The following is a 16,167-nucleotide window of genomic DNA, read 5'->3' as shown; positions in this document are numbered from 1 at the left end:
GAAGTAATGAGTATGAAATTTTACGATTTTTCAGCTACAAAAATGAATGGACAAGAGGTTAAGATGAATAATTTTAAGGGTAAGGTAGTATTAGTAGTTAATACAGCAAGTAAGTGTGGATTAACACCTCAATTTACAGAATTAGAGGAATTAAATAAAAAATATAAAGAACAGGGGTTAGAAGTTTTGGGATTTCCATGTAACCAATTTGCAAAACAAGATTCAGGAAGTAATTCAGAAATACAAGAATTTTGTTCATTAAACTATGGGGTTACATTTACTATGTTCCAAAAAGTTGATGTAAATGGAGAAAGTGCACATCCATTATATAAGTTCTTAAAGAATGAGAAAAAAGGTTTATTAAGTAAGGAAATTAAATGGAATTTTACAAAATTTTTAATTGATTCTGAGGGGAATGTGGTTAAGAGATATGCACCTACAGTAAATCCTTTAAAAATAGAAAGTGATATTAAAGAGTTATTAAAATAAAAAATAACTCTATATTATTAATTAGGTGAGGTTTTTATTCTAGTTTTGTAAAAAATATTTAAATATAACTTGAATAATATTCTAATTTAGTATTTAATTAAATAGATATAAAAAGAGAATAGTGAAAAAATTTAGGTTTTTAAAACTAAGTTTTAAAATTAAAAGGGAAAGTGGTTAAATGCCACTGCAGCCCCCGCTACTGTAATAACAGACAAATCTCAAATAATCCACTGATTTTTAAATTGGGAAGGATGAGAGGAGGATGAAGTTTAAGCCAGGAGACCTGCCTATATTTTAATCTATACTTCGGTGGGAAGGTAAGGATGATATGATAAAGACTAGTAAATATAATTTTTAAAATAGTATTTATATAGCTTTTATTTGTGTTGTCTAAGCACCCTGTGAAGGGTGTTTTTTTATTTATATGAAAATTTGATTGGAGAATAAGTTAATGAAAAAAGCAATATTAGTAGTTAGTTTTGGTACAAGCTATATAGATACTTTAAAAGTAACAATTGAAAAGGCAGAGAATCAAATAAGAGATTATTTTAATAACTATGATACCTATAGAGCATTTACATCTTATAAGATAATAAAGAAATTAAAAGAAAAATATGGAATGTTAATTGATACTCCTGAAGAAATGTTGGAAAAGCTACATGATCAGGGATATGATGAAGTAATTATGCAACCTTTGCATATAATACCAGGGGAAGAATTTATATATATAAATAAAATAGGGGAATTATATAAAAATAAATTTAAATCTCTAAAGATAGGACGACCAATTTTTTATTATCAAGGAATAGAGGAATTACCTCAAGATTACTCATTGTTTATTGAAGCTACAAAAAAATTATATGAAGAAAATAATGCTGTAGTATATGTAGGACATGGAACAGCACATTCGGCAAATGCGGTATATGGATGCCTTCAAGCAATATTTGAGGATGAAGGATACGACAATGTATTTGTAGGAACAGTTGAAGGATATCCTAATTTTGAAACAGTGCTTAAAAGATTAAAAAGAAAAAATGTAAACGAAGTAACATTAGCTCCATTAATGGTAGTTGCAGGGGATCATGCTAGAAATGATATGGCCTCTGATGAAGAAGATTCTTGGAAATCAATGTTAGAGGAAGAGGGAATTAAAGTAAATATACATATGAAGGGGCTTGGAGAAAATGAAAAATTTAATGAGTTATATATAAATAGAATTGAAGACCTTATAAATAATAGATATATAGGTGCTGGAGAAACTAAAAAAGGGCATAGAATTAAGGTGAATAATTAATAGGAATATACTCTGAAAAAGAAAATAATAATTAAAATATCTGCTAAAAGTTAGGAGACAGAATATATGAAGACAATGATAATTTCATCTAATTGTAGTGGTGGAGGAAAAACTACTTTTACTATTGGATTGATGAAAGCATTAAAAAATAGAAATTATGATGTACAGGGATATAAAGTTGGACCAGACTACATTGATACTGGATTTCATACTGAAATAACGGGAAAAGTATCAAGAAATTTAGACTTGCACATAATGGGGGAGGATGGTGTTAAGGCTAGCTTCTCTAGAGGAAAAGGTGATTTAGCAGTAGTTGAAGGTGTTATGGGATTGTATGATGGGAAAGGCTTAGATGAGGAATGTTCTACCTATAGTGTTTCTAAGGTTTTAGATGATTCACCTATTATATTAGTTATAACACCAAAGGCACAAAGTGTGACTTTATGTGCAGAAATTAATGGAATTAAAAACTTTAGAAATGCTAATATCGTTGGAGTTGTATTAAATTGTGTAAGTGAAAGTTTTTATAGTTTGTTAAAGCCAGCTATAGAAATGCATTGTGGGCTAAAAGTATTTGGTTATGTACCTAAAGATGATGAGCTTAAATTAGAAAGTAGACATTTAGGGTTAGTTCAAAGTGTTGAGGTTGGAGGCTTAAATAAAAAGATAAATTACTTAGCAGAGCTTATAGAAAAATATATAAATTTAGATGAAATTATAGAAAGCTTTAAGGACGTAAAGAAATTTGAAGATAATTATCACTTAAACAGACTTAATAAAAAAATTGCAATAGCTTATGATGAGGCATTTAGATTTTATTATAAAGAAAATTTAGAGTTATTAGAAGAAGTAGGAGAAGTTATTTATTTTAGTCCACTTAGAGATAAAAAGCTACCTGAAAATATTGACTTCTTATATTTAGGAGGGGGATATCCGGAAGTATTTAAGGATCAATTAAGTAAAAATACAGATATGTTAAGAAGTATAAAGGAAGCCCTTGATAATGGATTAAATTGCTATGCCGAATGTGGAGGTTTAATGTACTTAACTGAAAATATAGATAACGTTAATATGGTAGGTTTCTTCAAAGGAAATAGTGAAATGACTAAAAGGTTAAATAGATTTGGATATGCAACGTTAGACTTTAATAATATAAAAATTAATTGTCATGAATTTCATAAATCAAAGGTTAATTCTAATGAAAGTACAGTATATGATATTACTAAAACAACATATGCTGGTGATAAAGTTAGTTGGAAGTGTGGATATAAAAAGAAAAATACTTTAGCTGGTTATCCGCATGTACATTTCTTTGGAAACATTGAGTTTATTAAGGAATTATTGAAGTAATATAAAGCTTATTTAAAGGGGAAATAAGGAGAATATAATATGGACTATATTAAAAATCCAATGGAAATAGAAAATACTAGTATGAAGATTATAGAAAGTGAAATGGGAGAGCATAATTTTAGTAAAGAAGAGCTTTCTATAATAAAGAGAACTATTCATACTACAGCAGATTTTGAATATAAAGATTTAGTAGAAATAAGTAAAGATGCTATAGAAGCCTCAAAAGAGGTTTTTAAAAGTCCTTTCACAATTTATACAGATACTAATATGGCTTTATCAGGAATAAATAAGATGGCTTTATCAAAATTAAATGGAAAAGCTATTTGTTATGTAAATTTAGATGAAGTACATAAGGAAGCAAAAGAAAAAGGTATAACTCGTTCTATGGCGGCTGTAGAGAAGGCATGCAATGATGATGTTGATATTTTTGTATTTGGAAATGCTCCTACAGCATTATTTAAATTAAAAGAATTAATAAAATGTAAAAAAGCAAATCCTAAGCTTATTATAGCTGTACCAGTAGGATTTGTTGGAGCTGCTGAAAGTAAAGAGAACTTAGATGAACTTAATGTTCCGTATATAAGAGTTAAGGGAAGAAAAGGTGGAAGTACTGTGGCAGCTTCTATAGTAAATGCACTTATGTATAATGTGGTTGAAAGATAAGATTTATTAAAATATAAGAAATTAGGAGGTGAGTTTATTAGAATGTTAGACCTTTATGTTATGAGTGATGGAAAAAAACTTAGATGTGGTTATACCACTGGATCTTGTGCAACTGCAGCAGCAAAAGCAGCAACAATTATGCTTTTTAATGATGTTAAGTTACAAGATGTAGAAATAATAACACCCAAGGGAGTAAAAATAACGATACCTATAAATTCAGTAGAGAAATGTAAAGATTATTGTATAGTCTCCGTAATAAAAGATGGAGGAGATGACCCTGATATAACAGATGGAATAGAGATATACGCTAAAGTGGAAATTATAAAAGGGAAGAATAAAGAAGCAGATTTTTTATTAGTAGGGGGAGAGGGTATTGGAGTTGTAACAAAGGATGGATTATTTATAGAAAAAGGACTTCATGCTATAAACCCAACTCCAAGAAGAACTATAGAACAAGCGGTAAGGGAGAACCTACCGTCTAGGTATATGGAAAAGGCACAAATTAAGAAAAAATGTCCTATAAAGGTAACAATAAGTGCGCCTCAGGGGAGAGAAATAGCTGAAAGGACATTTAATCCTAGACTTGGAATTGTTGGTGGGATTTCTATTCTTGGAACATCAGGGATAGTTAAACCAATGTCAGAAGAGGCATTAAAGGAATCTATAAGAATAGAGATAAGACAAAAGGGAAAAGAAAAAGAACGATTAGTACTTACCTTTGGAAATATAGGTGAAAAATGTGCTAAGGATCAAGGGTTTAATGAAGATGAAATAGTTATTATATCAAACTTTGTTGGTTTTGCATTAGAGTGTTGCTTAGAAATAAAGATAAATGAAGTTATTCTTGTTGGACATATAGGGAAAGTAAGTAAAGTGGCTTATGGATGTTTCAATACCCATAGTAGAGTAAATGATGTAAGACTTGAAGTTATAGCTTTAGAGCTTGCACTTTTAGGGTATGATACAAATATTATAAAAACTATTTTACAGCAGAAAACAAGTGAAGGAGCTGTAAAATTTTTAGGGAAAGGCTATGAAGAGCTTTATAAAAATATAGGGAATAAAATTATTGAAAGATTGAATATTTATACTTATGGGCAAATGAAATGTAATGCAATAATGTATTACGGTTTTTCAGACTATAACATTTTATATAACTCATTAGAGTGAGAAAAGTGAAATATATATATAGTAAAACATAAGAAGTAAGTGAAAATTTTATTTAATATATAAAGGAGCATAATATGGTTTATATTGTTGGGATAGGCCCTGGAAGTAAAGATTATATATTACCTAAAGCAATAGAAATATTAAAAAAAAGTAATGAGATTATTGGATTTAATAGAGTAATTAATGATTTGAATTTTATTAATACCAAAAAAACAATAATGAATTCATTAAAGGAAATAATAGAGTATATGGAAGCAAATGGACAAGATAATGTTATTTCATTAGTTGCATCTGGAGATCCTACTTTTTTTGGAATAAGTGAATATATAAGAAAAAACTATCAGGGGAATATAGAAGTGGTACCAGGATTAAGTTCCTTTCAATATTTAACATCAAAGTTAAACAAAAGTTGGAGTTATTCATTTACAGGAAGTGTACATGGTAGGAAGGAAGAATTTATAGCTAAAGTTAAGGAACATAAATTATCTATATGGCTTACAGATAATAAAAATAATTGCACATTTTTATGCAATTTATTAAATGAGAATAATATTGAATGTAATGTAATTATAGGCGAGTATTTATCATATGAAAATGAAAGAATACTAAAGGGTAAACCAAAAGAATTTTTACGTGAAAAAGTTAGTGATATGGCAATATTAATTGTTGAGAAAGAAGGGTAGTAAAAGTTTATGATTTTAATTAAGGATAGTGAATTCATAAGAGGAAATTGTCCAATGACTAAGGAAGATATTAGGGCTTTAAGTATATGGAAGATGAATTTGAAGGAAGGTGCTATAGTGCTTGATATTGGTTCTGGAACAGGAACAATAACGGTACAAGCATCTAAGATTGCAAGAAAAGGGATTATATATGCTATTGAAAAGGATAATGAAGCAATAATTACAACTAAGAATAACTTAGAAAAATTTAAATGTAACAATGTTGTTTTAGATGAAGGTGAAGCTCTAGATATATTAAAGACCTATAAGGATGAAAATAAAAGATTTGATTCAATATTTATTGGTGGATCAGGTGGGAATTTAGAAGAAATAATTTTACTTTCTAATGATTTACTACAAAGTGAAGGCACTATAGTTATGAATTTTATAACCTTAGATAATGCGTATAAAGCAATTGAAACAATTAAAAAACTAAATTATAAAGTAGATATTTCACAAGTAAATATAAGTAAAAATAGGGGAGAAAGCTATATGATGATAGCCAATAATCCCATATATATAGTACAAGGCATAAGGAGTGTAAAATAATATGAAAGCAACGTTATATGGAATAGGGGTAGGACCTGGAGATAAAGAATTATTAACTGTAAAGGCAGTAAGAGCAATAGAAAATAGTGATGTTGTAATTGCACCAAGTGCCTTAGAGGATGGAGATAGCATTGCATTAGAAACAGCAAAAGAATATATAAAAGAAGGAACAGAAGTAGTTATAAAACATTTTCCTATGGGAAAAAAGAATAGAGTTGAAAAAGCAAAAGAAGCTTATGAGTTTATAGAAGAAAAATTAAATGAAGGTAAAAATATATCCTTCCTTACAATTGGAGATCCATATGTTTATAGCACTTATATTCATATGTTAAAGCATATGGAGGAGAGGGGATTTCATGTTGAAACAGTACCAGGAATAACTTCATTTTGTGCAGCAGCAAGCTTAGTGGATAGAACTTTAGTTGTTGGAGATAATCCTTTAATGATATTACCTGCAACTAGGGTAAAAGATATTAAAGATGAAAAATATGTTGTAATAATGAAGGTTTATAAACATGAAGAAACAGTAGTAGATTTACTAGAGGAAAAAGGCTTTGATTATGTTTATGTAAGTAGGGCAGGAAGAGAAGGACAACTTATATTAACCGATAAAGATGAGATTAAAAGTTCAAGAGATTATATGTCATTAATATTAGCGAGTAGGGAGTAGAATTATGGTTTATTTTATAGGGGCAGGGCCTGGAGATGTAGATTTAATAACTGTTAAGGGAAGAGATATATTAGCTAAGGCTGATGTAGTTGTATATGCAGGTTCTTTAGTTGCAAAAGAGCATATGGACTATTGTAAAGAAGGGGCACTAATATATAATTCAGCAAAGATGACTTTAGAGGAAGTTATTGAAGTAATGAATGATAATAAAGATAAGGTAATAGTAAGACTTCATACTGGAGATCCGGCAATATATGGTGCTATAAAAGAGCAAATGGATGAACTTGAAAAGCTTAATATTAAATATGAGGTAGTTCCAGGAGTAAGCTCATTTACTGCAGCAGCGGCAGCCATAAAGAAGGAGCTAACCCTTCCAAGAGTAACTCAAACAATAATTTTAACTAGAATTGAAGGAAGAACTCCAGTACCAGAAAGTGAAGATTTAGAGAAACTTGCACAAGTTGGAGCAACAATGTGTATTTTCTTATCTATATCTATGATTGATAAAGTCGTAGAAAAGTTAAGAATAGGTTATGGAAGAAATGTTCCTATAGCTATTGTTGAAAGAGCTACTTGGGATAATGAAAGAAGTATAGTTGGAACTTTAGATGATATTGTAGATAAGGTTAAAGAAGCTAATATAACTAAATGTGCTCAAATATTAGTTGGTGATTTTATAGATTGTGATTATGATAAAAGTCTTTTATATGATAAGACCTTTACACATATGTTTAGAGAGGCTAAAGAGTAATTATGATTGGTATTATAAGTGTTATTGAAAAGGGCGATATTTTAGGAGAGAAAATAAAAGATATACTTGGTGGAGATTTAATTTTAAAGTCTAAAATTAAGAATTTTAAGTTAAATAATATAACAAAAGAATGCTTTGAAAAATATGATTCAATAATATTTATAAGTTCAACTGGGATTGCAGTTAGAGCTATATCTAAATATTTAGTAAGCAAAGATAAAGATCCGGCTGTAGTTGTTGTTGATGTATGTAATAAATTTTCAATTAGCTTAGTTTCAGGACATTTAGGCGGAGCAAACAAATTAACCTTAATGGTTTCTGAAGTATTAGGAAATACTCCTGTAATAACTACGGCAACAGATAATATGGATATTTTAGCACCAGATATAATTGCGATGAATAATAATCTTATTATAGATGATTTAAAAATAGCTAAGGTTATTGCAGGAAGGCTTGTTAATAGAGAAGATGTTTATTTTAAGGATGATAAATCTATAATTAAATGTCCTAATGGATACATAGAAACAGATGAGCTACATGGAAATGCTATTTGGATTACACATAAAAAATTAAGAGAGCAAAAGGTTAAGGAAAGTAAAGTAATAAGTTGTTTAAGTGAATACGAAACTAGAACAGTACTTAAATTAATTAGAAAAGATATTATTTTAGGAATTGGCTGTAAAAGAAATACAGATAGTGAAAAATTATTTGATTTTGTAAGCGATATTTTAGCGCAAGAAAATATTGATATAAGAGCTGTAGAGAAAATTGCTTCTATTAATATAAAAAGTGATGAAAAAGCAATTTTAGATTTAGCAGTAAATCTAAAATGTGATCTTATATTTTTTTCGAGCCAAGAAATAGCTAAAGTTGAACATAAATATGAGGGTAGTGAATTTGTAAAAAAATCAACTGGAGTTTCTGCTGTAAGTGAACCTGTTATTGAGTTAGCTGGTGGAAATATAATTGTTAAGAAAATAAAAAGAGATGGAATGACATTAGCTATTGGTGAGCTAAGTTAAGGAGAGTAAAATGGGAAAATTATATGTTATAGGAATAGGACCAGGTGGTTTAGAGCATATGACTTTAAGGGCTAAGGAAGCTATAGAAGAAAGTAATATTATTGTTGGATATAACAAATATATTGATATGATAAAGCCTCTTGTAGAAGATAAGGAGTTGTTTTCTACAGGGATGAGGGGTGAAGAATCAAGATGCAGAAAAGCTTTAGAATTATCTAAAGAAAATAATATTGTGGCGTTAATAAGTACTGGTGATTCAGGCATTTATGGAATGGCAGGGCTTATTCTTCAAATGAAGGAAAATGAAAATGTTGAAATAATTCCTGGAGTTACTGCATCAAGTGCAGCCGGTTCAGTGGTTGGAGCACCATTAATGCATGATAACTGTAATATAAGTTTAAGTGATTTAATGACTCCATATCATTTAATAAAGAAAAGAGTAAGGAATGCAGCAGATGCTGATATGATTATTTCTTTATATAATCCAAGAAGTAAAGGAAGACCACATTATTTAAGAGAGGTAATTGAAATAATTAAAGAGTATAGAGAGTTAAGTACTCCAGTAGCGGTTGTAAGGCATGCTTTAAGAGAAGGACAAGATTATAAATTATTTACCTTAGAAAACTTTGATGAAGAGGTTGTAGATATGTTTTCTATAGTTATTGTAGGAAATTCTCAAAGCTTTATTAAAGAAGGAAAGTTTATTACTCCAAGAGGATATAATGTCTAGTTAGTAGTAAAGAGGTAAATTATGAATTTAAATATTAAGATAGGTGTGATTTTATGATTGGTTTTGTACTTGGTACAGGTGAGGGAAGAGATATATTATCACATGTAAATAAATATACCGATGAAATAGTAGTTTCTACAGCTACTGAATATGGGTATGAGATTTATAAGAATTTTAAGGCAAAACATTTTAATTATAAGCCTTTAAATGAAGATGAATTTAAAGATTTAATAATAAAGTTTGGAATTAATGTTTTTGTAGATGCTTCTCATCCTTATGCCAGTGAGGTAAGTAAAACATTAATTAAGGTTTGTAATGATCTAAATGTTGAATATATAAGATATGAAAGAAAAAGTTATTTTAATGATTTAAAAGATAATAAAAATATTATTTTTATGGATAAGTATGAGGATTTAGAAGAAGTATTTAAGAATATAGATGGGAATATTTTAAATACAACTGGAAGTAATAATGCTTTAAAGATAGAAGGTTTAAAAAGTGAGAAAAATAGAATTATTCATAGGATACTACCATCGCCAAAGGTAATAAGTAAACTTTTAGATAATGGTATATCAATGGATAATATAATTGCAATTAAAGGGCCATTTGGCTTTGAAATTAACAATGGGATTATAAAAGAATATAAAATAAAAGCATTAATCACAAAAGATAGTGGAGAAGAGGGGGGAATGAAGGAAAAGGTTGAGAGTGCATTATTAAATAATGTAAAAATAATAGTGCTAAAAAGACCAGAAATAAACTACGGAAGAAAATTTAATAATATAAGAGAAATGCTTAATTTTATAATTTTTAAATAATATACAGACTAAGGGAAACAGGAATACCGATAGGGTTCTAAAATCAATTTTATTAAGAATAAAACGTATTTATAGGGGGAATTAGGAATGAAAAAATTTTTATACATAGTGTTTATTTTAGCACTATCATTTTCAATACCAAGTAATGCATATGCAATGCATATAGCAGAAGGGTATTTACCATTAAGCTGGGTAGTTTTTTATTTTATACTTTCAGCACCGTTTATTATATTAAGTATAAGAGAATTAAGAAAGCTTATTAAAAAGAATCATGACATAAAAATGTTATTAGCACTTATGGCTGCATATGTATTTATGATGTCAGCATTAAAATTACCATCAGTAACAGGAAGTTCATCTCATCCAACAGGAACAGGACTTGGAGCAATTGTTTTTGGTCCAGTTATAATGACTATAATATCAGTAGTAGTTTTATTATTCCAGGCTTTATTATTAGCTCATGGAGGACTTACTACATTAGGTGCAAATACATTATCAATGGGGATAGTAGGCCCATTTGTTGCATATTTTATATATAAATTATTAAAGAAAAAGAATGTATCAGTTGCAATTTTTGCAGGATGTGCTTTAGGAAATTTAGCAACTTATATAGTTACGTCAATACAGTTAGCTTTAGCTTATCCATCAAGTGTAGGAGGCGTATTAGCATCTGCAGTAAAATTTATGAGTGTATTTGCAATAACTCAAATTCCACTTGCAATAGTAGAGGGAATAATTTCAGTTGTTATATATGACTTTATTAAGAAACATTGCAGTGAAGAACTAGTGCAATTAGAAGGAGGGTTATTATAATGAAAAAAACTATAATTTTACTTTGCATTGCAGCTTTATTAATTATTGTTCCATTTATAATAAATGCAAATGGAGAATATGAAGGTGCAGATGCTCAAGCTGAAGGAATAATTAATGAAATAAATAGTGAATATGAGCCATGGGCAAATAGCTTATGGGAACCACCATCAGGAGAGGTAGAAAGTTTTATTTTTGCAGCTCAAGCAGCATTAGGTGCAGGTTTTATTGGATATTTTGTGGGAAGCAAGCGTAATGATAAGAGAAATAAGTCTGTACAGCATTAATAGCAGTCTTACAGACATTCATCCATTAGAAAAGCTAAGTTTAACTATAATATCATTAATTGGAGCAAGCTATATTAATAATAACTATATTTTAGGTATTAATATATTATTTTTTATTATATTAAATATCTTAAGTAAAAATCCAAAGAGTATAATTAATAAATTTATATGTATAGCATTGTTTTTTGGAACTTTTACAGCCTTATCATTATGGTGGCAAGGATATGACTTTATTTATATATTAACTTTGGTATTAAGAGGTATAAATGGAGCATTAAGTATAGGATTTTTAACTTTAACAACACCAATTAATCATATTGTATATTTGATGAGTAAAAATAAATGGACAAGAGATATTGGTGATATTATGAAGTCTATGGAGAGATTTATAATAATTATTGAAGAGGATTTTTATACTACATTTAAGGCTATAAAATCTAGAGCTGGATTTTGTGGATGTAAAAATAGTATAAGGGATTTTGGAAGAACTTGTGGATTGGTTTTTAGGTCCTTGATTTTTAGATGGAGAGAAATAAACCTTTCGTTAAAAAATAGATGTTATATTGGAAGGCATAATTATTATTATAAATTTGAATCAAGTAAATATAGAGTTGCTTTTATAATAGGTTATTTTATTTTGATGAGTTTATGTTGTTTTATTTAAGGCTATGTTTATTATATTAAATTATAAATTAATATATAAGAAAGAGTGTGAAAAGGGGAGCAGGTTGATATGCTCCTCTTTTAATAATTAACTCGTTAGTATATAGTAAATTGAAAAAAATATTTTTATACCTTAAATTATTAGTATATAATATGGAATATATATAAAGAGGGGATGAATAGGTTTGAAGTATATATATAACTTAGCTTTTAAAATGGCTATATCAGCAACTATATCTTTAATTATAGGAAATGTTTTAGGATTACAGTATGCAACTGTAGGGGCAGTAATTGCAATTTTAAGCATACAAGATACTAGAAAAAAAGCATTAGTAGTTAGTTATAGAAGAATAGTAGCTTGCACCATGGGAATTTTATTATCTGTAATTTTATATGAATTAATAGGAAATAGTTCTATAGCATTTGGAATATTCTTATTAATTTTAATACCGACAACATCAAAGTTAAAAATACAAGAAGGAATGGTTCCAGCAGCGGTACTTTCAACACATATTTTAATAGCAAAAACAATAACCATATCTTTAGTAATTAATGAGTTATTATTGATGTTAATTGGTATAGGGGTTGCGGCTATAGCAAATGCATTTATGCCATCACTTGAAGATAAATTTAGAAAAGATATAGAATGGATAGAGGAGCATTATAGGATAATTATTAGTAAAATGTCAAAATCATTAGTAACATATACTGTTGATATTGATGAGCAAAAAATAATAGATGAAGTAGAAAAAAGATTATATGAAAGTAAAGAAACTGCTTATAAAATAGTAAATAATAATTTCTTTAGAAGTTCATCTTATTATACTGATTACATAAATATGAGAATAAATCAATTTGATACAATAAATAGAATGAGACTACATTTTCAAAGATTTAATATGCCAGTTGAACAAATGAATGTTATGGCAGATTTTACATTATGTGTTGCTGAGAATATAAGAGAAGTTAATGACTGTAAAGAATTATTACAGGAGTTAGAGGGTTTAAGAAATGAATTTAAAAAGATGGAACTACCAAAGTCAAGAGAGGAGTTTGAAAGTAGGGCACAATTACTTCAATTTTTAAATGATATGGAAGAGTTTTTATTAATAAAAAGAAATTTCTTTATAAGTAGTAAAAATCATTAAAGTTTAAACAGTAAATAGATTAAAAGTTATGTAACCTATTTACTGTTTTTAAATTTTTTAATCAAGTTTTAATGAATTAGTATAGTTTACTGTAGAATATCCAGCGGAAGATGTACCTTCAAGACCAGTGTACAATTCACTTCCAAAATAAACAGCAACTTTATCTACACCATAGTTATATCCATAAGTATTTACTATTGCAGCTACAACTCCGTTAGCTACTTCTGTAGAAAGGTCCATATCTTTAATAAAGTTTTCATTAAATACAACAGTTAAAATATTACTATCATAATTTAATGTTGCTGAAGTTACTCCATAATCCTTAGATAAAACAAAAAAATTAGAATTACCCTTAGGTGCTGAATATAATTGGTCTGTTAATGCAGTAACGAAGGCATTATCAGTAACAGCAACACTTGTATCAATACAATAAGTTTTAAGATCTACCTTGTTAAAGTAGAAAACTCTACAGTTTCTATTTACTGTGTTACTAGTTGATGAAATTGCAGATTTATCAGGGGTAATAGTAGAAGCAGAAGTAGAACTATTATTTTCTACAAGTGAATTATTATTTGTTAAAACTGCATCATCAGAAGTTATGTTATCAGAATTAGTATTTTTAGTTCCATCAGTAGTCTTAGTATTTGTTATGTCATCTTTATTTTCAGTAGTTGGTTCTTTTGTATTTGTTTCTTTAGTGCTAGGTGTTTTATCTCCTGTAATTGCGCTTTTTAAGTCGCATGATGTTAGAGAAAAACATAAAATAACAGTACAACTTAGAATTAATAATTTTCTTTTCATAATTTCACCTCGAAAAAATTCTTACTATAAAAATATTACCATATTTTTACAAAGAATGAAATCATTTAATTAAAATAATATACAATATTTTCATAAAATTATATAATTTAAGTAGTGGGGGTGGATTATGGATATTTTAAAAGAAACAAAACTTATAAGCAATTATATAATTTCATTAAGAAAGGATTTTCATAAGTATCCTGAATTAAGTATGGAGGAGCATAGAACATCTAAAAGAATTAAAGAGGAGTTAGATAAAATAGGTGTTGAATATGAAGAGGGAATAAAAACAGAAGTAGTTGCAACTATTGGTAAGGGAGATGGTAGGGTAATAGCTTTAAGAGCAGATATGGATGCTTTAAGAATACAAGAAAATACTGATGTTAGATATGCTTCGGTAAATAATGGAGTAATGCATGCATGTGGACATGATGCGCATATGGCATCATTACTTGGTGCAGCGATGATATTAAAAAAATATGAGGACAGTATTCCAGGAAAAATTATTCTTGTATTTCAACCATCTGAAGAAAATTCATGTGGGGCAAAATTAATTACTGAGCATGGTTATTTAGATGATGCAGATGAAATTTTTGGATTACATGTGTTTGGAGATATAGAATGTGGTAAAATCTCTATTGAAGAAGGGCCTAGAATGGCTGCATCAAATAAATTTACTATAAAAATTACAGGTAAATCAGGTCATGCAGGAAAACCACATCAATGTGTAGATGCGACTTTAGTTTGTGCTGCAATAGTAATGAATTTGCAATCTATAATTAGTAGAGAAATAAATCCTGTAAATTCGGCAGTAGTAACTATAGGGCATATTAAATCAGGAGAAACACATAATATTATTTCAGGTGAGGCTATAATAGAGGGAACAATAAGAACTTTTAATGCATCAACAGCAAAGCATATACAAACATCAATTAAAAGAATAGCATATAGCACTGCATTAGCATATGGATCGACTGCTACTGTTGAGTATGATGTAGCACATCATCCAGCTGTAATTAATGATGCTAGTGCGGTAAAAACTGCTTTAGATGCTGCAAAGAAAATATTTAACGAAGAAGATATCATAAAGGTACCAAGAATGATGCTTGGAGAAGATTTTTCAATATATCAAAAAAGAATTCCAGGTGTATTTGTGTTTGTAGGAGCTGGTAATGAAGAAATAGGTAGGGATTATCCTAATCATAATGATAAATTTAATATAGATGAAAAAGCTGTGTTAATAAGTACAGAGTTATATGTTGCTTATGCTTTAGAGGCAACTGTAAAAGAGCCGAGAAGACATCTTTTTCATCATTAATTAAGGAGCGAAATTTATGGAATTAGAAATTTTAAGACATATTCAAAGTATAGCAAATCCATTTTTTGATTTTTTATTTCAACTTATAACTATGTGTGGAGAGCAAATAGTATTAATTTCAATAATATCAATTATTTATTGGGCATTAGATAAAAAGTTCGGGGAATATATAGCATATTCTGTTTTAACTAGTGTACTTTTAAATAATGCAATAAAAGATATTTTTAAGATGAAAAGACCAATAGGGGAAGAAGGAATTAGAACTTTAAGATCAGAAACAGCAACAGGATATTCATTCCCAAGTGGTCATACTCAAGGGGCAGCTTCATTTTATAGTGCTATGGCAATTTATATAAAGAAAAAAGCAATGTATATTATTGCAACTATAATTATTATGCTAATAGGATTTTCAAGGTTATACTTAGGAGTTCATTATCCAAAGGATGTTATAGTTGGAGGAATTTTAGGGGTATTAACATCTTTAATATGCTATAAGCTATATAATAGATTTAAAAATAAAATGTTATTATATGTAATAACATTTATAGTATTTATTCCAGCATTAACTTTTGCACATTCAGCAGACTTTATTAAAGGTATGGGAACTTATTTAGGGTTCGTAATTGGAATCTATATTGAAAAGAAATATGTTAATTTTTCAACTGAAAAAAGTACTAAAGTTAAGGTGATAAGAGTATTATTAGGTATATTAATATTACTTGTATTGCAGGTTGGATTAAAAGCAATATTTCCAAGTGAAACTATATTTTCATTTATAAGATATGCATTAATTAGTTTTGTTGGAATAGGAGTATATCCTATGATATTTAAGAAGTTTAAATTTTAAAGTGTGCTTGGGAGGCACAATAAATTAGTAATAGTACTATATAACTAATTTATTGTGCCTCTGGG

Annotated in this window: 19 protein-coding genes and 1 riboswitch; of the genes, 18 read left to right on the top strand and 1 reads right to left on the bottom strand. The window is 28.5% G+C overall.

Going from position 1 to position 16,167, the window contains the following annotated elements; genetic code table 11:
• Positions 1-12: 12 nt before the first annotated feature.
• The 16 genes from I4V51_RS12640 to I4V51_RS12565 all read left to right on the top strand — a co-directional run bounded on the left by I4V51_RS12640 (position 13) and on the right by I4V51_RS12565 (position 13,136).
• Positions 13-489, top strand: coding sequence for a glutathione peroxidase (locus I4V51_RS12640; protein ID WP_195988815.1), 477 nt, complete (start codon positions 13-15; stop codon positions 487-489).
• Positions 490-605: 116 nt separating this feature from the next.
• Positions 606-795, top strand: a riboswitch (cobalamin riboswitch).
• Between the two features lie 145 nt (positions 796-940).
• The gene (locus I4V51_RS12635; RefSeq protein ID WP_195988792.1) at positions 941-1,783 is read left to right on the top strand and encodes a sirohydrochlorin cobaltochelatase; all 843 of its coding nucleotides are present in this window, start codon (positions 941-943) and stop codon (positions 1,781-1,783) included.
• A 66-nt stretch (positions 1,784-1,849) separates the two neighbouring features.
• On the top strand, positions 1,850-3,133 hold the full coding sequence (locus I4V51_RS12630) for a cobyrinate a,c-diamide synthase (protein ID WP_195988791.1): 1,284 nt from the start codon (positions 1,850-1,852) through the stop codon (positions 3,131-3,133).
• Between the two features lie 39 nt (positions 3,134-3,172).
• Positions 3,173-3,796: a precorrin-8X methylmutase gene (locus I4V51_RS12625; protein WP_195988790.1), complete on the top strand. Its 624-nt coding sequence runs from the start codon at positions 3,173-3,175 to the stop codon at positions 3,794-3,796.
• Between the two features lie 42 nt (positions 3,797-3,838).
• The gene (gene cbiD / locus I4V51_RS12620; RefSeq protein ID WP_195988789.1) at positions 3,839-4,966 is read left to right on the top strand and encodes a cobalt-precorrin-5B (C(1))-methyltransferase CbiD; all 1,128 of its coding nucleotides are present in this window, start codon (positions 3,839-3,841) and stop codon (positions 4,964-4,966) included.
• 74 nt (positions 4,967-5,040) lie between these two features.
• A complete protein-coding gene (gene cbiE / locus I4V51_RS12615) occupies positions 5,041-5,649 on the top strand; it encodes a precorrin-6y C5,15-methyltransferase (decarboxylating) subunit CbiE (protein WP_195988788.1) in 609 nt (202 codons plus the stop codon).
• 9 nt (positions 5,650-5,658) lie between these two features.
• Entirely contained in the window at positions 5,659-6,237 is a 579-nt protein-coding gene (gene cbiT, locus I4V51_RS12610; protein ID WP_195988787.1) for a precorrin-6Y C5,15-methyltransferase (decarboxylating) subunit CbiT, read from the top strand.
• A 1-nt stretch (position 6,238) separates the two neighbouring features.
• Positions 6,239-6,907: a cobalt-factor II C(20)-methyltransferase gene (locus tag I4V51_RS12605; RefSeq protein ID WP_195988786.1), complete on the top strand. Its 669-nt coding sequence runs from the start codon at positions 6,239-6,241 to the stop codon at positions 6,905-6,907.
• A gap of 4 nt (positions 6,908-6,911) precedes the next feature.
• On the top strand, positions 6,912-7,658 hold the full coding sequence (gene cobM / locus I4V51_RS12600; protein WP_195988785.1) for a precorrin-4 C(11)-methyltransferase: 747 nt from the start codon (positions 6,912-6,914) through the stop codon (positions 7,656-7,658).
• A 2-nt stretch (positions 7,659-7,660) separates the two neighbouring features.
• Complete coding sequence (gene cbiG / locus I4V51_RS12595; RefSeq protein WP_195988784.1) at positions 7,661-8,680, top strand: cobalt-precorrin 5A hydrolase; 1,020 nt, start codon at positions 7,661-7,663, stop codon at positions 8,678-8,680.
• A gap of 10 nt (positions 8,681-8,690) precedes the next feature.
• Positions 8,691-9,410, top strand: coding sequence for a precorrin-3B C(17)-methyltransferase (gene cobJ / locus I4V51_RS12590; RefSeq protein ID WP_195988783.1), 720 nt, complete (start codon positions 8,691-8,693; stop codon positions 9,408-9,410).
• Positions 9,411-9,463: 53 nt separating this feature from the next.
• A complete protein-coding gene (locus I4V51_RS12585) occupies positions 9,464-10,228 on the top strand; it encodes a cobalt-precorrin-6A reductase (RefSeq protein ID WP_195988782.1) in 765 nt (254 codons plus the stop codon).
• Positions 10,229-10,315: 87 nt separating this feature from the next.
• Positions 10,316-11,041 carry an energy-coupling factor ABC transporter permease gene (locus I4V51_RS12580; protein WP_195988781.1) on the top strand — a complete coding sequence of 242 codons (726 nt, stop codon included), beginning with the start codon at positions 10,316-10,318 and terminating at the stop codon, positions 11,039-11,041.
• Entirely contained in the window at positions 11,041-11,325 is a 285-nt protein-coding gene (locus I4V51_RS12575) for an energy-coupling factor ABC transporter substrate-binding protein (protein ID WP_195988780.1), read from the top strand. Before I4V51_RS12580 ends, I4V51_RS12575 begins: the two co-directional genes overlap by 1 nt.
• Complete coding sequence (locus tag I4V51_RS12570) at positions 11,294-11,989, top strand: CbiQ family ECF transporter T component (RefSeq protein ID WP_195988779.1); 696 nt, start codon at positions 11,294-11,296, stop codon at positions 11,987-11,989. The genes I4V51_RS12575 and I4V51_RS12570 overlap by 32 nt, the downstream gene beginning before the upstream one ends.
• Before the next feature lie 184 nt (positions 11,990-12,173).
• Entirely contained in the window at positions 12,174-13,136 is a 963-nt protein-coding gene (locus I4V51_RS12565) for an aromatic acid exporter family protein (RefSeq protein WP_243281504.1), read from the top strand.
• A gap of 57 nt (positions 13,137-13,193) precedes the next feature.
• Here the strand turns inward: I4V51_RS12565 and I4V51_RS12560 are convergent, their stop codons facing one another.
• Entirely contained in the window at positions 13,194-13,937 is a 744-nt protein-coding gene (locus I4V51_RS12560) for a hypothetical protein (protein WP_195988778.1), read from the bottom strand.
• Positions 13,938-14,064: 127 nt separating this feature from the next.
• Between I4V51_RS12560 and I4V51_RS12555 the strand changes: the two genes are divergently transcribed.
• The gene (locus I4V51_RS12555) at positions 14,065-15,255 is read left to right on the top strand and encodes an amidohydrolase (protein ID WP_195988777.1); all 1,191 of its coding nucleotides are present in this window, start codon (positions 14,065-14,067) and stop codon (positions 15,253-15,255) included.
• Between the two features lie 16 nt (positions 15,256-15,271).
• Complete coding sequence (locus I4V51_RS12550; RefSeq protein ID WP_195988776.1) at positions 15,272-16,102, top strand: phosphatase PAP2 family protein; 831 nt, start codon at positions 15,272-15,274, stop codon at positions 16,100-16,102.
• Positions 16,103-16,167 lie beyond the last annotated feature (65 nt).

Source organism: Clostridium sp. D53t1_180928_C8 (assembly GCF_015667795.1).
In the GTDB taxonomy this organism is placed as follows: domain Bacteria; phylum Bacillota; class Clostridia; order Clostridiales; family Clostridiaceae; genus Clostridium.
This window is presented reverse-complemented; position numbering and strand designations above follow the sequence as displayed.